Below are 21,353 nucleotides of genomic sequence, written 5' to 3' on the forward strand. Positions count from 1 at the left end.
TTGACAATATTCCATTAATTTTTGTACATTTCCCATAATCAATCACCCACAATTACTTTGGTTCATCCCCAAAAATATCTTTCTAATTTACCCTTCTAATACTACTTATAACTCCACAATATTTCATTTTAATCCTATTACGCTAAACCCCAAGTTCTTTAATTCCCTATTAACACCAAAAACCTATAGATATTTTCAAATTTATCGCTAGAACCTTTTTAAAAGGGGTATGCAATTATATAGAGATTATTATTCTCACTCTTTTTTTAACACTGGAGGACTGACATGAAAAATATTTGGGAAATTTATAAACGGGATATTAAAAGTATTTTCTCTAACTGGGTAGCTGCGGTAATATTAGGCGGGCTTATTATTTTGCCTTCATTATATGCATGGTTGAATATTGCAGCTTCATGGGATCCTTATGCGAAAACCTCTCAAATCCCCGTCGGTATTGTAAATGAAGACAGTGGTGCAAAATTACAAAACCAACATATAGATGCTGGAGAAGAGCTAGTTGCAACGTTACATAAAAATCATGATATGAACTGGCAATTTACTAATCGTAATACGGCAATGGAGAAAGTTCGAAACGGTGATTTTTTTGCGGTAATCATTATTCCAGAAAATTTCTCTAAAGAGCTCGCTACAGTTGTTTCAGGTAAGCCCCGAAAAGCTAAAATAGAATATTATGTTAACGAAAAAATCAACTCCATCGCTCCCAAAATTACAAGTAAAGGTGCTAGTGTACTCGCTGAAGAAATGAGTAGTAAATTTATTGGTACAGTAAACGGAACGATCTTTGAGATGTTCAATCGAATTGGGATAGAAATGCAAAACAACTTACCTGATATCGAAAAATTCAAAAATTATGTTTTTACATTAGAGAAAGATTTACCAGGCATTCATACCGAGCTGAAGAAAGCACAAAAAGATGCCAATTCTGCAAGTACTTTGATTGGTGATGCTCAAAATGAAATTCCACAAGTAAAGAAACTAACAGAAGATGGACTTAATACAATTGAAAACACATTGACCTTCTTGACACAAGCTGAAGGTCGCCTCAATGATATGAGTCCGAAAATTAAAGAAGATCTACAAACAGTCCAAAAAATTTCAGCTGATGCAAATAGTTTGTTAAAACAACTACAAAATACAAAGATTGATTTTACCGAGGTAAATAAAGCAAAAGAAACGTTAGATAATCAGGTTACATCTTCTATTGATAAAGTAAATAACGTTGAACAAACATTGGCAGATTTAAAGGAATTCAACGATAAAAATAACATTAAAGATCAATCACAACTACTCTCATCGGCAATTGAGAGTACAAAAAATTTAGAAGCTTTATTAGTAGAAGCACAAACAAATGCACGCAATGTTAATGAAGTACTTGCTGGTAAAGAACAAGAGATTATTGATGCCATCAACTCATTGCAAACTATCGCTCAAAAAACTTCTGTCGGGCTCGACAGCTTTATCAAAGAATATGCACAATCTATTGAACCAACTGTTTTTAAAGCTATTAATGATGCTCAAAACACGTTATCTACTTCAAAGGATAAGCTGACTTTAATACAAACCCAATTGCCTGAAGTTGTACGTATCATTAATAATACTGATGGTTACATCTCAGAAGCAAAATCTGGTCTCAATACAGCGCTCGGTCAATATCCTTATGTGAATACCAAGGTTAGAGAACTTGCTAACAAAATCCGTGACTTCGAAAAAGAAACGGATTTAAATAGCGTCATTCAATTACTTATCAACGATCCGAATGCGGAGAAATCATTTTTTGAGCAACCTATTAAGCTAAATGAAAATGCCATCTTCCCAATCAAAAATTACGGAACAGGTATGACGCCTTTCTACACTGTTTTATCCATTTGGGTTGGTTGTCTACTTTTAATTTCACTACTTTCTGTAGGAGCGAAAAATGAAGAAGATTATACCACTCGCCAAATATATTTCGGAAAGCTATTCACATTTTGGACCATAGGCATACTCCAAACACTAATCATTACTATGGGTGACCTTTTCATTCTTAAAGTGTCAGCCCATAACCCAGTATGGTTCGTCCTATTTTGCCTATTCATCAGTCTCGTATTTATGAGTGTGGTCTACACTTTAGTGTCTGTTTTCGGAGATGTCGGAAAAGCACTTGCAATCGTGCTGCTTGTACTTCAGCTAGCAGGCTCAGGCGGTACTTATCCCGTTGTTTTGCTACCAAAGTTCTTCCAGGTCATTAACCCTTACTTACCTTTCACATACGCTATAGGAATGGCTCGAGAAGCAATTGGTGGAATCATATGGAATAAAATATTAGTGGATGTCATCGTACTTGGCATAGTTCTCATAGTTGCTCTGTTATTTGGCGCCATCCTCAAAAAACGTTTAAATGTTATTACTTCACGTATGCTACTTAAATCAAGAAAATCAGGGTTATTTCACTAAAAAGGGACTAGTTTGGTTATATTGACCAAACTAGCCCCTTCTATTTTATTGATGAAAACAATGTTTGACTTTTACTGTTTGCCATCTTATGATATTAAGTAATTCTTACATAAATTTAAGAATTAGAATTTCTCCCGATTCCTTAGCTCAGCTGGGAGAGCGCCACCTTGACAGGGTGGAGGTCGCTGGTTCGAGCCCAGTAGGAATCATAGGTGCCAAACCTAATGTGAAGACCGTCGGAACAACGGTTTTCACAAAAAAGACCCCTTAACAGCACGTATTGCTGGGGGTCTTTTTTTCTAGCGGCAAATTTGGTATTCTTATTTGATTTCTTGATTCTTTTTACTAAATATGTTTTTGTAAAAACTCTTGCTTAAATCAGAGCTTACACTTTTCTAACATATTCTTTTTTAGCAGTGATGTACAATCCACTTTTGGTTTTTAGTCGATAAACGTTTCCATATCTTACAATGTCCACTATAGTATATATGGTATTCTTATTACATTTTTCTACTCGTTCTGCTTTATCAAATTTCACTCGTTGGTATGCATGGCAATCTTTGATGACTTTGTATTTACCTGTACCAGTTTTATAATAACTAATAGAATTTACTGATTTGTCAACGGTTGATACCTGCTTAGTATAGTCAAGATAATCCGCAATAACTGAAGCAATACCTTGACAAATATATTCAAATTTATCATTGTAAATTTTCGCATCAGCTACACTATCTACGAAACAAACTTCGATTAAAATAGCTGTACTATTGGTACTATTTAAAAAATATAATTCCTTTCTCTCTTTGGCTCCACGATCTTTTAAACCACTTATACTTGCAATTTTGGCACTAACTTTTTTAGATAATGCTATTGCATCGTAATACAAACATTCAGTACCTCGTGGTTCGCTAGTTTTAGATGCTGCGTTAAAATGAATGCTAATATCTAAATCTCGTGTTTTACCATTATGGTAATTGACAATAGTATTTAAATTTTGATTTTGTGTGATAGATGTATCATCGTGGAAATTATACCCACTACCATCATATCCTGTTGTTAATATTTCATATACACGATTGGCCACTTTACGTGCCTCATTCACTTCATCAAGAATCCCTTTTGCACCACAAACTTTTAATGCATGTCCACTTGAAATTACAAATTTTTTCACCATATTATTTCAATCCTTCAGATTTTAATGTTTTTTCTTGTTCACTTGCTTTTTTCGTTAATAAATAAGTGTTTTTATAAATTCCATAAACAACCAATAGGAAAGGTACTGCTGCTAACAATGAATTTACAAAAGCGTCTATTGTTTCATTGGTAAACCAGGTGACTCTGATTCCTAACGTCTGCAAAAATAAAAGGACCGCTGATAGCAGGCCCCCAAATAGTGCAATATATTGTGTTAATTTTTCCATTGTCATTAAATGACCTCCTATTGCGCTAATATATTGAATAATGATTGTAAAAATAAATAAAGAACGCTTCCAGCCCCACCGTATTTTAATAGTAGGTCGGCATTGCGTTCCATTTTAGTTTTACGTAAATCATAAGTACGAACCTTTTCACTCTCTAATGCCGTATCTCTAGACTTTATAAGATCCCATTGTTTATCCATAGTAGATTGCAAAAAAGAACGGGTTTCACGATTTTCTTGTAAAATGATATTCTCTAACTTTACATAATTTTGTTCGATTTGCTTTAATCGTAGTTCTTGTTTCAAATCACTTTCTTCGAGCGCAACAATCCGCTCTTCGTGATTTCCTAAGCGGTCATCAAATAGATTTTCCATCGACACTCTCCCATTTTAGACAAAATAAAAAAGATATCCCAAGAGAATATCTGTTGAATACTATAGAGCCTTTTCAGTTGCTTCATTAGTAAATTTTTGTATTAATTAAATAATATAACAAATAACCATTTAATACCCATGAATTAAAAGGTAATATTTGTAATGCTTAATAATTTATCTTATAATCACCATCAGCATAAATAGTGACAAGTAAATCATCATTATTTGGATATTCATAATCATAGTGAGTCCCATGAACAGCTTTCTTCCAAGTACCTTTCATATCCATTTGTGTAATGAGTGCATCGATTTCTGCTGAATCTGTAATATCTTCCATAGATATAGCATATGCGAATCGCATAGTCTTACTATCTCCCCGTATATCAGTCCATTGTGCTGATGTAATATTTGCTAGTGTTTCTGGGGACATACCAAGTAAGATAACCTCATCCGTTTTCGGATTAATATTAATCCATTCCATTCCGTTATGTGCATACCATGTAATTCCCTCGTCAAATGAAGTGATAACACGTACTTTTCCTTTATTTACTTCTTTTGAAGTAAGCTTTACAAAATCTATATTCTCTATAAAACGGATATTAATGCCTTTGGTTGGTAGGACTAGCTGATCTAATGGAATTGCATTAGTTTTCAGCGTTCTCCTTGCATTTTTCTCATCTGTCCATACACTTATTCTGAAATTGTCAGGGAGTGAGTCGATTGCTTCAAATGGTATTCTATCCATTCCATATTTTTCATAAAATATCTTTTTATCTTCAATATCATTAGGTATAGCACCAGTATTCTCCCATAAGGAACCATTGTAATACCAGTAATTATCTTCTTCAAATAAAATAAGCATTTTATTTATTTTTAATCTTTCTATTTCTAAAATGGGTCTAAATCTACCTGTAGTACCACTTGTACCTAATTGTGAGAATGTATCAATTAGATTGTGCCCCCTTATAATCCTATATGCCGAGCCAAAGGTACTAGAAATAGAGCCCGTCGTCGAAGTCCAACACTGCTGTTGACCAGCCCAGTGCCAAATAGAATCATCCCCAGCTGTTATGGTACCGTTTAATGTAGAATTTACAATATTCCTATCCCATTCGTTATCTTTATCTAAATCATATATCCCACCTGTTGGTAATCTAACTGTTAGTTCGTAATCATTTTGTATAGTAGGATCTTCAAATAATTGCATATCATTTATTCCTACATTATGTTGACTATAGTAACTTGATAAAATGTTTATTCTGAAATGTTTAAATATTTTTTTTCTATCATTTAATTGGTACTTATGGGTTAAGGCGTCGTTCGGGTGAATAGCTGAAAATATTTTTTCGTAGTTCACATCATCTGTCGATCCGAATAGTGTGAAATCTTTTATTGAATACGATGTGCCTGATACAAGAAATGCTTGCAACTCTATTTCAGTTATTATTTTAGATGTAGGATAGCTTAACTTTAACCAATGCCCTTCATTTGGTGAAGTTGTAAGAGTGTACCAGAATGGTCTGGAGCCAACATTGCTATCAAATGCTTTATAGGCGTAGTCGGAAGAATAGTTACTGTCAGCAGTCACTGTTATTCCTCCAGGCGTTATGGAAGAGTTCATAATTGGCACTGTAGGTCGAGAGCCCATATTTATAGTAATCCCTGAGCCACTTGCAACACCTGCTAAATTCAAGGAATTCCAACTAATTGAATTCTGTATATACCTATCGGCCATTAGTCTTTTCTTTCCATTCCAATCCTCAATCATGATAAAGTAGAAATCCCCAGAAGAGTTTGTTGATGAAATTGTTGTAGGTATAAAATCCAATGATTCTTTGCCTAAAGCTGAGAATGTTCCGACCTCTGCAAAAGGTGCTCTATAATTACACCTTATTCTCTTTCCTATTTCTAATTCTTCTATTTTTGTAACTTCTTCTGGATGGAGTAATCTACCACTAGAATCTATATCTACAGCATCTAGGGTAGCTATTGAGTTTCCTATATTCTCCACAATAACTTTATGTCTTTTATTATCCATTCCTTCCTTTTTATACCAAACGATCATATTATTATAGTTAGAGTCAGGTATACTTACAGCTATAGAAGTTTGTGATCTAACCTCTACTAAATTATTGTCTATTGATATTTTTAAACATTCACTATATCCATTAAAGACACTAGATAATAATATTAGTCTTGTCCCTATAAAGTCGAACTCAATATTGCCTCCAACATTAATGACTGTTCTTGTACCATTGTAATATGCAGTGTTTGGTGCAGAGGTTACGCCTATTTTCTTAATGGAGCTATCTTGGTCGTCGTACCTTTTCCAACCACTTTCAGGGACAGTTAATTTATCTCCTACATTAGCCATATTTAATAAACCTCCTTACTCTCTATATTCAATTACAGGTCTAAAACCAATCCTCTCAGATACGTAATTTGATGCTAATACATTATAATCTTTATATTCAGTTTGAACTGTACCACTCTTATTTCCTCTTGCTACTCTCGACGAACTACTGGCCATTTGTGTTAACCCAGTATTTTCTGTAAATGTGCCGTTTATAGGAGAATCTTGAGTCCAGGTATAGGAGTTTCCACAATTCCATATGCTTTTATCTAAACTTTTGACTTCCCTACCAATCTCACTGTTATTAATATGCTTATCCCATTCATTATTAATAGGCCATGCACCTCTTACATGTGTAGACTGGATAAGTGTCTTGTTGTTATCTTCATCTACATAGGCAACACCTCCAGTTAGAGAACGCATGATGAAGTTCTTATACTCTTCATACACCTCAAACTGGTAAATTCCAGCTACATTATATCCATAACTGCTGTCGTAAGGAAATCCATGAATTTTCAAATATCTGCATACAGTCGGTTCCACTTCTACTTCTATCCAGCCACTACCTACTGGTGCAGTGATATTACTAAGTATTTGATATTCCACATCATCATCCGAAAAAGAAATATCAAAAGTATTTGAACGACTATCAGCAAAAATTCTCAGTACTTTTACTACCTTAAGACTTCCTAAATTCAGTTTAACCCAAGGTGTTTTGTCACCGTTCACGGGGTTCCATCGACCTTTATATCCTCCTGTATTCAAACTTCCATTGTTTATTGCCGAGGCGCTACTATTTCCCGCTGAGTCACTGTAGTTGCTAGACGCTGTTGCGCTGGCAGTGATAGCTAAATTTTCATTAAAATTAATTCTCTTCCCTTGTATAAAATTTCCAGAATTTAGTGTATCCCAACTAATAGTATGCTGTACTACTCTATCACTAACCAATATTCCAGTTGCCACTTTTATAAAATAAAATATGCCATTTGGAGTTTTGCTCCCTTCAACTAATATCTCCTCCCCTACAACTGTACCTAATTCGCTAAGTGTTCCTACTACTCCATTTAACGCAACATATTTACAAGGAATGTAATCACCTATATCCATATCCGCCACCCTCCGCCTTAATTGTCCAATTGTTGTAGGTTCCGGCATATTCAACACTCCTTTTATAAATTAAAACTAGTCAATTTTTAAACTATTAATTTTCTTGAAGTCACTTTTTTCAAAATTCACTTCAAGAATCGTTCCAGCACCTGACCACATATCATCAGTAAGTAATTGTTTTTCAAAATTCTGTTTTAATTGCAACCTACCATCAAAGATAATATTATTGTTATCAATAAAATTGATAGAATCAGTGTTTTCAAATCTATTCTGTATAAAAACTGTATTTTGTTGACCCACAGTAAATTTAAGTATTTCTATAGGAGCTCTCAAAAATGAAGTTGTATAGTCAATTGGGATTTGATACTGTCGGGGCGCAGATGTTGATGCTGTTACTCCTAATTTCGTAATTTGTTGATACCCCTGTTCCCCCCCATTATTATTGCTACTCCCACTGGAGAATGGAATATATTCAGTACCATTCCAAATACATAAAGTTTGCCTGTTGCTATTTGTTATATCTACTCTAATGACATATAGCATGTGAAGAGTTCCTATATCAGGTAAGGCATCGCGATTATCAACAAATGTAACTTCTTTTAATTCCCCACTGCTATTTGGTATATTTTTTATTACTTGAACTTTTGTCACTTTTACACCTCTAATCGTGTGTTATAACAATGTAGAACATGATTGATTCTTTTTTTGTAAATGGTATGGTTTTAACCAACTTTACCCAAAATTTAATTGTTTCTTTAGATGCTATTACTTTGATAACAAATTCAACCTTATATGTAGCTGATGAACCATTATCACAAAGTACGATTTTTAAATGGGCAATCTTTATGTCTTCTGTCACACCAATTATCGTAGTAAATATTTATTTTCCCTTCTATTATAGTACTATCATAAAATATGAATTAAACCATTCCACCAGTAGCAATGCTGGAATTTACGAATGTAAATCGCACAAGATTTACTCAATTTTTTAGTGCAACTTCAAAATCATCCGATTGCTAAAGGTGTTGGTATATTATTGTAGCTCTATACACCTGATATCCCTCCTTTCAGGCAAAATAAAAAGGCCTCATGTGCGCCTACTGTTTCTATCTTATTAATAATTAATTTTGTAATCTCCATCAGCGTAGATTGTTACTAGCAATTCGTCGTTGTTTGGATATTCGTAGGAGTAGTCTTTGTCATGCACTGCCTTTTTCCATGTACCTTTCATTTCCATTTGGGTCGTTAGGGTATCAATTTCAGCAACGTCTGTTGTGTCTTCTATGGATAATGCGTATGCAAAGCGCATTGTATTACTGTTACCTCGTAGTTCTGTCCATTGTGTTGATGTAACAGCCGCCAATGTTGCCGCAGACATACCATGCAAAATGGCTTCCTCCACTATCGGAATTACCTCAACCCAATTCATACCGTTGTGTGTATACCATCTAAGGCCTCCGTCAAACGATGTGATAACACGTATTCTACCTTGTCCTAATTCGTTTACGGTTAACTTTATATAATCAATGTTTTCAATCGACCGGATGTTGATATCTTTTGTTGGTAATACTAGTTGATTATGTGGAATTGCTGTTACTTTTACAATCGGGACATGATTTTCATCGCTTACCCATGTTACGATGCCAATATTATTTACCTCACCTAACAATGGTAATTTAGTAGTTGGAATCGAATCCATGCCATGTTCTAAAAATTGCTCTAAAGTTGGTGTTGTAGTTGAAACCGTATTCCAACCAAGTACTTCTGCAGAAGGAGTTCCTTCGAACATTTCTATTTCGGTAATAGCAAATGCTGAATGTGCAGATGTTTCTTGCACATAGATTCTATATGTTTTGAATTTTCCTTTGTTTGGAATTATATAGCTTCTTTTTTCTCCAATAGCCCACACAGACTCATTTTCAAATATTTTTAAATTAACCCAAATGTCATCAAATTCTCTAAATCCTTGGATTATAAATGTTTTCAAGGACTGTGTACCAACTAAACTATCTAGTCTTGCAGTAATTGAAACCTTCCTAATTAACTTGGGCTCGGTAAAAGTATATGATATCCATTGGGGGACTACACCTCCAGAATGCCAAGAACCATTTACATGCACATTCTGTTTATCAAATGCTTTAAACGCCGCATAATTTGCTCCCCAAATACTACTAGCTTCAACAATGCCGTTAGGTTCCGTATTACTTGTCATGACAGGAATAGCATTTTCACTACTTATTATTTCAGATGAAGCTGTTTCAGATGCAGCTGTTACATATTTCTTATATGCTCCATCAAGATAGATAAGAGATTTCTTTTGAATCGTAATGAGTGATTCTATTTCTAAGACTGGACGAAAAGCTTTTGCATTTGTAGATGTATTATTTGGACTATAACTCCAACTTGAAATATCTGTGCTTGAACCTCTTACCACTTTTCCCGGATTTGTTGATGGTGTTGATGAAGTCCAGCTATTTAAATTCACATTCCAAACGTTATTGTCTCCAGCTGAAATCATCCCATTTAGATTTGAATTAATAATGTATTTATCCCACTCATTATCTTTATCATTAGCAGATGTACCACCTGTTAATAGGCGGATAGTGAACATATCATTAAAAATCTGATATGATATCATTTTTATATTGGTGAATCCTGTAACATCCCCATTATTCCCATATCCTCTTGAGTATATCCGGTAATAACGATAAGGCGTTTTATTATTAAATATATAATCCATTTGTGTGTCATTATTTATATGAGTTCCTCTAAAGATGGTATCAAAATACACACCATCATTTGACCCTTTAAACACAAATGTAGCAACTGTATATAAACCACTACTACTATATTTAAAAGGTTTTAATCTTAAAAAGTTAATCGCTTGTTTATTATTTTCACCGAAATCATATTGTATCCAGTAACCATCGCTACTTTCTGGGTATTTTCCGTTATAGCCAGGAATAGAAGTATACCAATACGTTACCATATTCCCGTCAAATGGATGCCAAATCCCGCCATTATAGATAACTTCTGCCGTAATATATGGAACGGCTTTTGTTTCAATCGGCGTTTCATATATTACTTTACCAGACATAACAATGTCTACGCCATTAGCAATACCAGCAGTATTTAGATCATCCCAGCTGACATTATGTTGTATATTTCTATCAGCAATTAGCTTCCATCTTCCTAAATAGTCTTTGTCTACACAGACAAAGTAAAAATCGCCATTAGGTATGTCCGTACTTATTGCGGGAATAAAGTTAGATGTTTCTCCTCCAAGTCCACCAAATACCCCTATTGTTCTTGCTGTTGTAACTTGATAATTACAACGAATCCGCTTACCAATTTTTAAATCTTTGATATCAGTAATTTCGTCGGGATGAAATAAACGGCCAGTATCATTGATATCAATATTGCCTAAGTTAAATGACGAATTATCGGACACACTTTTGATTTCAACTATATGTTTTTTATTTGCAAGCCCTGTTTTTTCATAAACCAAATTTGTACTATAAGCACTAGATCCAATGTTTTCGGAAAATATATCAATATTATCATCGATTTTGATTTCTATTTGATTAGAATAATTCGTTGACGTTTTTGACATGATACGTAATTGATTCCCTACAAAAGTAAATTTAATAGTATCTGTTAACGGCTTATTTGTTTGATAGCTTGTTCCACCAGAACCAGTATTTAAACTCCAACCTATACCTTCATACTGAATCATTTTGTGTGCATAATCATATCGCTTCCAACCAACTTCTGGTGTCGCTATAACCTTTCCAATCGTTGCCATGATTACACTCTCCTACTCTCTATATTCGAATACAGGTCTGAACCCCCATAATGGATCTAATAATTTTGAAGGGGCGGCAAACAGTGAATTTGCATTTTCATACTGTTTCCCCCTACTTATTCTGTTTGTATTTATACCTGTGGATGTTGTTCCACCTGAGTTCACTTGGCCGTTGACAGGTGTCTCTTGGCACCATGTATAAGCATTAGTATAGTGAAATACATCATCTAATGTTCGTCCTAGTTGTATCTTACTTTTTGGAAAGTTAACTATATGCTTATCCCATTCATTATTTTTAGGCCAAGCACCATAACCTTTATCTATTAATGATAAATTACCATATTCATCAGCAAATGCTACCCCTCCTCTAAGTGATCGTCTAAATATTGTTAATCCTTCTTCGAATTCATTTTCTTGCAAATAACCTTGAATATTTTTGTTTAAATTCAAAGAATCCCATGAATGCGTGTGCATAACTACTCTATCCGCAATCAATAAACCTCTACTAACTTTTATCATATACCAAAAATAATTCGTATAATCTTCACCTGTACTGCCTGTCAATGCAAGCTCCGACTTCCCTCCTGTACCCGCGAAGTACCCTTTTGTAGGAATACCGCATGTAGCAATATAATCTCCTATTTCCATATCACTGATTCTTTCTCTTAATACTCCGGTTGTTAATGGTGCAGGCATATTCAACCCTCCTCCTGTATTCTTTTCTAATAAACATTTAATTTGTTAATTCCCGAAAATTTACTACTATCAATATTCACACTGAAGACCGAACCTTCTTCAGTCCACGTTTCTTCACGGTGCATGCGAAATTCATATTCAGTTTTTAATTTCAATTTCCCGTCAAAAATAACATTATTATTCTCGATAAAATTGACCGAATCTGTATTATTGAAATCAATTTGAGTTGCTACTACACCTTTCTTACCTGATGTAAATTTCAGAATCTCCAAAGGAGCACGTTTAAACGAAGTTGTGTAGTCAATTGGGATTTGGTACTGACGAGGTGTAGATGTCGAAGCTGTTATTCCTAATTTCGTAATTTGTTGATATCCCTGTTCCACTCCACTATTACTGCTATTCCCTCCAACGAATGGAGTATATTCAGTACCATTCCAAATACATAAAGTTTGCCTGTTGCTATTTGTTATATCTACTCTAATGACATATAGCATGTGAAGAGTTCCTATATCAGGTAAGGAATCGCGATTATCAACAAATGTAACTTCTTTTAATTCCCCACTACTGTTTGATATATTTTTTATTACTTGAACTTTTGTCACTTTTACACCTCTAATCGTGTGTTATATCAATATAGAACATGAATGATTCTTTTTTTGTAAATGGTATGGTTTTAACCAACTTTACCCAAAATTTAATTGTTTCTTTAGATGCTATTGTTCTGATAACAAGTTCATCCTTATATGTAGTTGGGGAACCGTCATCATCTAGCGCGATTTCTGTCCATGTATATCCAAGATCAGTACTATACTGCTCTATTTCTAATTTAGCATTTCTAATTTGAATAGTTGTTGGATTATATAGTTCCAATTGCATTTCTAACTTGTCGTTTTGAATTGTTCCAATATTATTAGGATGCCATGTACTTAATTCAATACCCGTTTTACAGACGATTAACTGCGAGCCAATATAATATTCATCACCTGTAATAAAGGTATCTGTCAGTTCATCAATGGCATCTCCATTACTATTTAGATAAAATAGAGTTCCTATCATTTCGATATGTGGTAATTCGATAAAAGCGATACCTTCGCTATTTGGGGTAGCGTTATATGTTCCGCCGGCAGTTACTAATTCAATAATTGTATCTGCTTGTAATCCAGTAATCTTTAGATTGCTTGAAGAAGCAGCTATGAATCGATTAACGATAAATTGTTCAAAGTTAACATCACCTTGTTTAGCTACAAAGCCTATCTTTAAAAACTCGAATTCAATTGAATCAATGAATTCAAACGCTCCATTACGATACATATATAAATCATATTGATTACCATTGCGAATAACTTTAATATTTTCAAGATTGGTTTGTGCAAGATCCTTTACTTCTAACAATTCAATGTATTCTTCTTTGCTTTTATACAAAATTAAACCGCCAGCATCTCTACTGACGGTTGGGGTATATTCAACTATTGCTTCAAAAACTGTTACATCGTTTGGTATATCCCTAAATACTTTCGTATCTTTTGTAGTGTCGTGTGAAAGCGATAATATACCGCCCTTGGAACTGGTTTTAATAGGATTAGTAATATCCCAAGTTTGTAAATTAAATTCCTCATCAAAAACAAGACCACTACTCTTTTTTATTAACAAGAACCCACCTCCTAGCGCGTTTTTTTAGTAAACCATTTGCTATACCAATTCGCGCGTGCTGGTATCAACCATATTTTCTTTTTCTTTTTAGCTTCAGTCAGTTCAAAATTAACTGAATCAACAGCATCCACATCAATTTCAGATTCTCGAAGTACAATATAATCACTTTCCATAATAAGTGCAAAAATATCATTTTTGACTTCTAATGATTCAGTAATAAATAAAGATGTATTGAGTGTCTTTTCACTACGAACTTTTTCTAATAAATTTTCTATTGAATCAATCATTGTAACTGAATTAATATTTTCGTCTAATTGATTTAGAACATCAATAATTCTTGGGGCAACATAAGTGTCTTTTAAATACCCCTCAGCTGTTAATATATTAAGTGGCGTATAAGTTCCTTGTGTTTCTTCAATAACAGCAAAAGTTGCAATAGATCCAAATGAATCTACTTTATTTTTTGATGCTAATAATTCCGTAACATAGTATGCTATATCAGACTCTTTTAAATTTGCAATGATGTATAAATTTTTTGGAACGACTAACTGCTCCTTTATAAGTTCTCCCAAGATATTCTGCAAAATAATACTACTGGAATTAGATTCTAACAGATCGATATCAACTATCACCTTGTCCGATCTTATGACACCCATATTATTATCTATTGCTTCAATCGACTGTTCTGTCGCATTGATTACATCTAAACCGATGATTTGTGTATCAAGGGCAGCTTCTTGTTGACCTTGGAGTTCAATGATATCTGAAAAAATTTCGCTAGCAGCATTTCCAAACGCACCTTCAATTTCAACACCTTGATAAACGTTAATCGACTTACTAGATGAGGCAAGTTTAACAATTTTTGATTCAATAACATCACTTTCATTTGAATAAATTTCGATGTTCATTTCATTTGATTCTAAAATACTTTGATTTTTTATTTTTATATCTTTTAATGCGACATTGATATCAACTATCACCTTGTCTGATTTCATAACATTTAAATTCTCATCGATTGCTTCAATCGGCTGTTCTGTTGTGTTGATTTCATCTAAACCGATGATTTGTGTATCAAGTGCGGCTCCTTCTTGACCTTGGAGCTCAACGATATCCGAAAGAATTCCGTTGGAAGTTTCTCCAAACTTCCCATCAATTTCAACACCTTGATAAACGTTTATCGAATTACAAGATGAGACAAGCTTAACAACATCTGATTCAATAACATCACTATCATTTGATTCTAAAATACTTTGATTTTTAATTTGTGTATCTTTTAATGCGACATCGATATCAACTATCTTCTTGTCTGATTTCATAACACCCAAATTCTCATCGATTGCTTCAATCGGCTGTTCTGTCGCGTTGATTACATCTAAGCCGATGATTTGTGTATCAAGGGTAGCTTCTTGTTGACCTTGGAGCTCAACGATGTCTGAAAGAATTTCGTTAACAGCTTTTCCGAACATACCATCGATTTCAATTCCTTGATAAACGTTAATCGAATTACTAGATAAGACAAGTTTAACAACATCTGATTCAATAACATCACTATCATTTGAATAAACATTAACATTCATCTCACTCGTTTCTAATACACTTTGATTTGTGGTTTGTGTATCTATTGATGAGACTACTGAATTAAACGTTGTATCATTTTGATATGCATCTGTAATGTGTACGGATGTACCCATGGCTGTTTCTGTTATTTGACCGTCATAATTACTTACAACAACATTAGCTGTAGATTCTGATGAAGTATTCTCGTTTTTTTGTTGAACCGCGTTTAAATATGATTCAATGGTAAAGAAACCTACTTCTATCCTTTCGATACTAATAGTTTTTCCCACAATCGAACTATCTGAAATTATTTCATTACTCATAATAACTAATTCTTCTTGAATCGCTTTATCTTTTGAATTTCTATCGCCTTCTATAATTAATTCAAAAAGTATGGAATTATCTTCTGTTTTTTTAATACATTCAAAAATCTTATCCGCTGCTATTTTACATTCTAAATAGAATGAATAAGCTCTTAAAATTACTTCGCTTTTTGTATAATTATCTATATCATTTAAATTGACTTCAAAAAATTGACGTACTGTATTCTTTATTTTTTCTTCTAGTTTTGTATTTAGAACCATGTTCACTGAATACTGATCTAATTTAATCAGCTGAGTATCAAGGGCAGCTTCTTGTTGATCATCCAGATTGACTATATCAACTTTAAGATTATTAATGGCATTTTCTAATTCGCAATCTATCTTGTTTACTTCATACTCATTTTCCGAATGGAGTACAGGTGATAAGTCTAAAATACCTAGATTAATTAAATTACCGTCATTTGAATATGACACAATTTTAAATTCTTTCGCTTCTATTTCTCTCGGATTTGCATTTTTTGTGTCGTTCGAAATAACTGCTAAGTCAAACAATGTTTCGCTTGTATAGTCATCTACGTTACAATTCATTACATCTATCTTCATTTGAGATGTTTGACCTTCATAGTCGTTTAAAACCGTATTGATCATTTTTTGTGATGATGTTTTTTCATTTTCTTGTGGATTCGCATTCACAAATAATTCACTTGAAGATAACGCTTCTTTTTCTTCAATTATTTTAATAACTTTTTCTGTAGTTGCAACGTCTACATATATTCGGTTACCATTCATTACCACTTCTCTTTGAGCCGTTTTCTCTTCTTGATAACTAACCCCATCGAGTACAATCTTTTTTGTATAATTATTATTTCTTTTTACAATAATATTTATCAATTTTCGTGACATTGATTTAATTTCTTGTTGTTTATATACATCAATTTTATTTTCTGTAGAATAATGGTCTAATCCAAGTATTTGCACATCGAGAGTAGCTTCTAACAATTTATCTAGATCGACAACATTTATTTGTAGAGGGAAATGCTGTTGTTTGTAGCTGTTATAAATATTCAAAACACTTTTGTTAATATTCTCGGAGTTAAAATCATCAGTTATTATAAGGGTTTTTTCTAATATAATTTGTCTATGTGACAAATTTCTTTTATCTTGTCCAGTAACTTCAATTACCGGTACTTGATACTTAAATCTTTGCAACATATACTCAGTAGCGACAATGGATGGAATTTTATAGTCGAGATTTTCATGTCGAATTGAAGCAACTTCTTGTTCAGTAACTAAAAAAACACTCTGTAAATCTAATAACTTTGTAGTTATGATATTATCCTGGACAATGTTATCTTCTATATTAATTAGATTCACTTCAATTACTTGTTTTTTAAATGTCTCAATAAAGGGTATCTCAACAACATTTAACACCGTTGTAAACTTTTCATAATCCATCTCTACAAGTATCACATTAAGAATCTCTTCCAGCTCTACTTCAACTAAGTATTTCTGAGTTTTATGATTAAGTGGAGCGACGAACCCATATTGACTATGCGTTCGACTTGATTGTGCGATGAACGGATATGCACTTTTCATTCACTCCACCTCAATCATATTTTTTCTTTAAAGATTCCCCAGCCGATTGGTGCATAAGGTGATGTGCTTTCTAACCGCATTGGAGTAATGGGTGATTCAGCTAAATTATACTGATACATATTTGCAGCAATATAAGAAGAAGTTATTTCAGTACCAACTGGCGGTGCTGTTGAAAATTCCACTGCTTTATAATCATTTGAATAAGTAAAATTAGTTTGTTCTTTGCAATCGAAATAAATTGAGGGTTTAGTATCTGCCGTGCGTTGAAATAGATGAAATACTTTAGTTATACCATCACCTATACCAATTCGTTCATGCACAACTGTTTTTTCGACTTCGAGCTCCGCATCGTGTTCCAAACCACTTGGATGCACTGCATATACATCATCCAAAACTCCAACTTCTTTGTCATATGGATGAACGATTCCCATTAAAGAATCGTGGTACATATCATCATATACAGATGGACCTCGACCTGATTCAGGTCGTTCAATCGCCTTATCATGAGTAATAAATGCTAGATAATGTTTTTGATAGTAAGAGCCCCCGATTGATTGCTGTAACATTGCAAAGTTATTTCCATTTGCTGTATCCATTCCATAATCAACTAAATGATTGCCTAATTTCTTGTCCTTCGTCCATACACCGGCTTTTCCTGCTCGGCAACCACCAATTAACACAGTGTTTTGACGTGGTTTTTTGCCTGCGTTATTTAAGCGTCCTAGGTATAAAGGTACATGCCAAATATTATCTGGATTACTAGCAGCATCCATGCGTAAAAATAAAATTAACCGATCCTTGCTAACAGATCCCCAAGCATGTAATAATGAGTCACGCCCAAACGCTGGATTAAAGTTATCTTCGTTCGTAAACGTCATAACTGTTGGTACAGAAGGCTTTATAAATGACGCAGCGCTAAAAGCTAAATTTCCTAATCCATCTGAAGTACTAAGATCGCCACTTCCCGTTGCGATTAAATCACCGTAGTCATTACCTTCAATTGGTTGGCGAATTTCTGTATATGATGCACTAACTTCACCTGTTGTAGGTGCATCGTAGAAGGTCACTTCACCAGTACTATTTTTAACAGTATAAGACAAGTCATCAGCAAGTACGTTATTTACATAAACCTTTACGCTACCAGGTTTTACATTTGTCACACCTAAGTTAAATACCTTTAGCGTCCCGTTTGCTGTACCAATCCCCTTTTTTAAAGTTGTAATATCAAACGATACATCATCGAACAGGAAAATACCAAATGTATTTGTTGGTTCAAATGCTTTAGTTGATAAGCTATATGTCGCCTTAATAATTCCCGTTGGAGGCGTATTAAACGTGATAGTTCGTCCCAAACGGTCTATTTTGTATTCTGTATCAGCGATATCTGCATCATTGATCTGAATTCGTTCAGATCCAGGTAGAATGTATTCGGAAAGAATATTAAAAGTTTTTTTTACACCGTCACCCACACCGATATTTGCAAGATTTGATGTTAAAGGAATTAAACGATTATCCGGGAAGGTCTGTTTATCTAGATCGTATGCATTGATTATTCCGAATTGACGCAATACCTTATCAGATCCGATAGCTTTAAACAATCGAACTTCCGCATATTTCGAGGCATTCTTCGATCTGTACTGTGCAAATTCTTCCCAACCAACAGATTCCAAAATTCCAGCAATAGTATTAGGAAAACGTTGAAGCATGAATTTTTCATTTATCCATCGTAATGTCATATTAGTTTGTCTCCTTTTCGTAAATAGCTAATCCCATTGGACGCGATACAACACCAGGGCGTTTTGTTATGGGTGATACTGCATCGGCTACAAAATATTTGTAGTATTCGAATACATCTGGACAAGCAATTTTTTTTAGTTTTAATTTTGTACCGTTACGGATTCCGACAGATGATGCAATTATTAACTTTTTTAAATAACCTCGGTCACGTTCATCCGGATGCGTAATATGTGCTCTTGTTACTGCTGCATTGTCCGTATACGATGATTTCGGGGGGTATGTGTACTCGTCGTTCTGTTCGTTTTTCCATGCACTTACAAATTGTCGACCCGCATTATCTTTTCTATCTGGTGGCATTAGCTCTGGACCATTATATATTTTGAAATAATAACCCTGATAGTAAGCACCTTGAATTCCGCGTTTTACAATGATATTATCAATCCCATTACCTGGGTATTGAGGGTATTTTTTATTTAATGGCATTAGAATGTTACTCGTTGCAATATGTGGTGTTGTTGAATCATACTTGTAATTTGGCAAACTAGTAGCTGTACCTGCAAATAATGCTGCAGTCTCTGTATCCCTTACACTCAAAGAAACAACAGAGCCAAAATACAAAGGAATCAATGGCACTTGATTATCAAATGGTGCTGGTGCACTATCTGCACGTATCATTAATGCTAATACTTCATCATCAATAAATCCTTCCACTTTCACATTTGAGTCAGGCCACCAGTTGGTTAACCAGCCATTATCATTTGTACCTGTTTCACGTGTTGAAATAGGCGTTATTGGTGATTGCATCATTTGTGATTGATTTGCAGTTTCATCGTACGAGTATCCGGATCCTGATTTTAGCTCGTAAGGAGTATAATCTTGCAATTCAATATCTAATACGTCGACAGCTTTTACAGAAGATGAAGGATATGTGATTTCTGCATTCTCCTTTACATCAGGCACTTCATCTAGCATATATACATAAATTTTGGATGTATCAATGAACTTTGTATCCCATTGGTCATGTATCCATTCATGTAATTCTTGGCGTAAAGTAGCATCAGAATTTAGTTTAGCTTGGTTAGGAACAGATCCACTTTTAAATTTTACAGGTAAGTCTCTGTATTTATATGATCTATCGCAAACTCGTGCGATACCGAACAAATCACCTACACTATTTCTAATAATGTTATGTTCAGTAATTTTGATTGGAAATACAACTTCATCAGGTTCTGTAAAACTTCTTGTACCATAAAAAAAGCTTGTAAATGTATATGAAGCTTTATGGAATGTCTTTACTTTTACCCATCCATTTTTAGTGGCTAACGAGACTAGATCATTTGCAAGGCTTTGTTCTTGAAAAAATACGGGTTTAATGTATGGCATATTATCACTCTTTTCCTATTAAAAATTGATAGTTAATATAAACATTTTTTGATCTACCTGAATTATTTTTATAACGTAATTCGACTATATCCCCCGATTTAAGAGGATGGGCAACCATTAAAAAAAGCCCCTCCGGGAGCTCTTTTGTATATACGGATTCGACGATCGCCTTGCCTTTTACAATTAAATCCCAGTTATCAGAATCATCGTAACGATCACAAGCTATTGCGATGCTGATTAATTCAGATTTCTTCGTAATTGTATATGTGTTAGTAACAAATGCATCGTTTTTATTTACTACAATTCTGATGCCTTTAATAAACGGCTCGGTCAATGTTGGAAAGAAAGGTGCATCAAATCGACCACCTGCTGTATAAGTGGTTATAAATCCTTGTTTTGCCATCAAATATCCTCCCTTTCATCATCTGAGAAGTCATGTTCGCTCTCATTATCTGATATTGGATTTAAATCGATGTCTGGTTCATCTATATCTTCACCGCCACTCGTATCGTTAAATACTTCTTCTTCGAAATCATCTTCTTCCTCATCGCCTTCCGAAATAATATCAGGGACAACTTGGACTAACCGATTTTCTGTGTAATATAGATTCCAATCGATGACTTCTCCGGTTATCATATCCTCATCTTGGGCTGATACTAATACTCCTTCATTATCAAATGTAAGCGTAGCAAGCTGTCGTTCATCACCTTCCACCATCGCTAACCGGCCGTTTTCATCGTAGTGAAGAGTTACACCTTCAATCGTGTCATCATCTTTTATTTTACTGATTGTATCTGTATCCAAACCGCCTGTTAATAACCGTTTTCGGATACTATTTTCAATCATCCGTTTGACTGGCGTGTACGTATTATCGCGTCTTGATGTCATTCCCTCACC

The 21,353-nt window shown here is 34.2% G+C and carries 16 protein-coding genes and 1 tRNA gene; 2 read left to right on the forward strand and 15 right to left on the reverse strand.

Annotated elements, in window-relative coordinates; translation table 11 throughout:
• Window positions 1–285 precede the first annotated feature (285 nt).
• Window positions 286–2,454, forward strand: a complete 2,169-nt coding sequence (locus tag AMD00_RS14075; RefSeq protein ID WP_053417645.1) for a YhgE/Pip domain-containing protein — start codon at window positions 286–288, stop codon at window positions 2,452–2,454.
• A gap of 136 nt (window positions 2,455–2,590) precedes the next feature.
• Window positions 2,591–2,663: transfer RNA gene (locus AMD00_RS14080), tRNA-Val, on the forward strand.
• 176 nt (window positions 2,664–2,839) lie between these two features.
• Here AMD00_RS14080 and AMD00_RS14085 read toward each other — a convergent pair.
• From AMD00_RS14085 to AMD00_RS14160, 15 genes are all read right to left on the reverse strand, one after another.
• On the reverse strand, window positions 2,840–3,628 hold the full coding sequence (locus AMD00_RS14085) for an N-acetylmuramoyl-L-alanine amidase (protein WP_053417646.1): 789 nt from the start codon (window positions 3,626–3,628) through the stop codon (window positions 2,840–2,842).
• A 1-nt stretch (window position 3,629) separates the two neighbouring features.
• Window positions 3,630–3,881, reverse strand: coding sequence for a phage holin (locus tag AMD00_RS14090; RefSeq protein WP_053417647.1), 252 nt, complete (start codon window positions 3,879–3,881; stop codon window positions 3,630–3,632).
• Between the two features lie 11 nt (window positions 3,882–3,892).
• Window positions 3,893–4,249 (reverse strand): hypothetical protein, encoded by a 357-nt coding sequence (locus AMD00_RS14095; protein WP_053417648.1) that lies wholly within the window; start codon window positions 4,247–4,249, stop codon window positions 3,893–3,895.
• A 166-nt stretch (window positions 4,250–4,415) separates the two neighbouring features.
• A complete protein-coding gene (locus AMD00_RS14100; protein WP_053417649.1) occupies window positions 4,416–6,623 on the reverse strand; it encodes a discoidin domain-containing protein in 2,208 nt (735 codons plus the stop codon).
• A 15-nt stretch (window positions 6,624–6,638) separates the two neighbouring features.
• Window positions 6,639–7,757, reverse strand: a complete 1,119-nt coding sequence (locus AMD00_RS14105) for a discoidin domain-containing protein (protein ID WP_053417650.1) — start codon at window positions 7,755–7,757, stop codon at window positions 6,639–6,641.
• Between the two features lie 27 nt (window positions 7,758–7,784).
• Complete coding sequence (locus AMD00_RS14110) at window positions 7,785–8,360, reverse strand: hypothetical protein (protein WP_053417651.1); 576 nt, start codon at window positions 8,358–8,360, stop codon at window positions 7,785–7,787.
• Between the two features lie 463 nt (window positions 8,361–8,823).
• Window positions 8,824–11,514 carry a discoidin domain-containing protein gene (locus AMD00_RS14120; protein WP_053417653.1) on the reverse strand — a complete coding sequence of 897 codons (2,691 nt, stop codon included), beginning with the start codon at window positions 11,512–11,514 and terminating at the stop codon, window positions 8,824–8,826.
• A gap of 12 nt (window positions 11,515–11,526) precedes the next feature.
• Window positions 11,527–12,210: a hypothetical protein gene (locus AMD00_RS14125; RefSeq protein ID WP_053417654.1), complete on the reverse strand. Its 684-nt coding sequence runs from the start codon at window positions 12,208–12,210 to the stop codon at window positions 11,527–11,529.
• A gap of 26 nt (window positions 12,211–12,236) precedes the next feature.
• Window positions 12,237–12,812, reverse strand: coding sequence for a hypothetical protein (locus AMD00_RS14130; protein WP_053417655.1), 576 nt, complete (start codon window positions 12,810–12,812; stop codon window positions 12,237–12,239).
• A 10-nt stretch (window positions 12,813–12,822) separates the two neighbouring features.
• Window positions 12,823–13,860, reverse strand: a complete 1,038-nt coding sequence (locus tag AMD00_RS14135; RefSeq protein ID WP_053417656.1) for a hypothetical protein — start codon at window positions 13,858–13,860, stop codon at window positions 12,823–12,825.
• Between the two features lie 11 nt (window positions 13,861–13,871).
• Complete coding sequence (locus tag AMD00_RS14140; RefSeq protein ID WP_053417657.1) at window positions 13,872–17,336, reverse strand: hypothetical protein; 3,465 nt, start codon at window positions 17,334–17,336, stop codon at window positions 13,872–13,874.
• A gap of 14 nt (window positions 17,337–17,350) precedes the next feature.
• On the reverse strand, window positions 17,351–19,072 hold the full coding sequence (locus tag AMD00_RS14145; protein WP_053417658.1) for a hypothetical protein: 1,722 nt from the start codon (window positions 19,070–19,072) through the stop codon (window positions 17,351–17,353).
• Window position 19,073: 1 nt separating this feature from the next.
• A complete protein-coding gene (locus tag AMD00_RS14150) occupies window positions 19,074–20,456 on the reverse strand; it encodes a hypothetical protein (RefSeq protein WP_053417659.1) in 1,383 nt (460 codons plus the stop codon).
• Window positions 20,457–20,460: 4 nt separating this feature from the next.
• Window positions 20,461–20,859 (reverse strand): hypothetical protein, encoded by a 399-nt coding sequence (locus tag AMD00_RS14155; RefSeq protein ID WP_053417660.1) that lies wholly within the window; start codon window positions 20,857–20,859, stop codon window positions 20,461–20,463.
• Complete coding sequence (locus AMD00_RS14160; protein ID WP_053417661.1) at window positions 20,859–21,344, reverse strand: hypothetical protein; 486 nt, start codon at window positions 21,342–21,344, stop codon at window positions 20,859–20,861. The genes AMD00_RS14155 and AMD00_RS14160 overlap by 1 nt, the downstream gene beginning before the upstream one ends.
• Between the last annotated feature and the right edge of the window lie 9 nt (window positions 21,345–21,353).

The organism is Viridibacillus arvi, from assembly GCF_001274945.1.
In the GTDB taxonomy this organism is placed as follows: domain Bacteria; phylum Bacillota; class Bacilli; order Bacillales_A; family Planococcaceae; genus Viridibacillus; species Viridibacillus arvi.

Excerpts from the sequence above, each read along its gene's own strand:
- AMD00_RS14075 (WP_053417645.1), top strand. The coding sequence starts at position 286 with ATGAAAAATATTTGGGAAATTTATAAACGGGATATTAAAAGTATTTTC.
- AMD00_RS14085 (WP_053417646.1), bottom strand. The coding sequence starts at position 3,628 with ATGGTGAAAAAATTTGTAATTTCAAGTGGACATGCATTAAAAGTTTGT.
- AMD00_RS14090 (WP_053417647.1), bottom strand. The coding sequence starts at position 3,881 with ATGACAATGGAAAAATTAACACAATATATTGCACTATTTGGGGGCCTG.
- AMD00_RS14095 (WP_053417648.1), bottom strand. The coding sequence starts at position 4,249 with ATGGAAAATCTATTTGATGACCGCTTAGGAAATCACGAAGAGCGGATT.
- AMD00_RS14100 (WP_053417649.1), bottom strand. The coding sequence starts at position 6,623 with ATGGCTAATGTAGGAGATAAATTAACTGTCCCTGAAAGTGGTTGGAAA.
- AMD00_RS14105 (WP_053417650.1), bottom strand. The coding sequence starts at position 7,757 with ATGCCGGAACCTACAACAATTGGACAATTAAGGCGGAGGGTGGCGGAT.
- AMD00_RS14120 (WP_053417653.1), bottom strand. The coding sequence starts at position 11,514 with ATGGCAACGATTGGAAAGGTTATAGCGACACCAGAAGTTGGTTGGAAG.
- AMD00_RS14125 (WP_053417654.1), bottom strand. The coding sequence starts at position 12,210 with ATGCCTGCACCATTAACAACCGGAGTATTAAGAGAAAGAATCAGTGAT.
- AMD00_RS14140 (WP_053417657.1), bottom strand. The coding sequence starts at position 17,336 with ATGAAAAGTGCATATCCGTTCATCGCACAATCAAGTCGAACGCATAGT.
- AMD00_RS14145 (WP_053417658.1), bottom strand. The coding sequence starts at position 19,072 with ATGACATTACGATGGATAAATGAAAAATTCATGCTTCAACGTTTTCCT.
- AMD00_RS14150 (WP_053417659.1), bottom strand. The coding sequence starts at position 20,456 with ATGCCATACATTAAACCCGTATTTTTTCAAGAACAAAGCCTTGCAAAT.
- AMD00_RS14155 (WP_053417660.1), bottom strand. The coding sequence starts at position 20,859 with ATGGCAAAACAAGGATTTATAACCACTTATACAGCAGGTGGTCGATTT.
- AMD00_RS14160 (WP_053417661.1), bottom strand. The coding sequence starts at position 21,344 with ATGACATCAAGACGCGATAATACGTACACGCCAGTCAAACGGATGATT.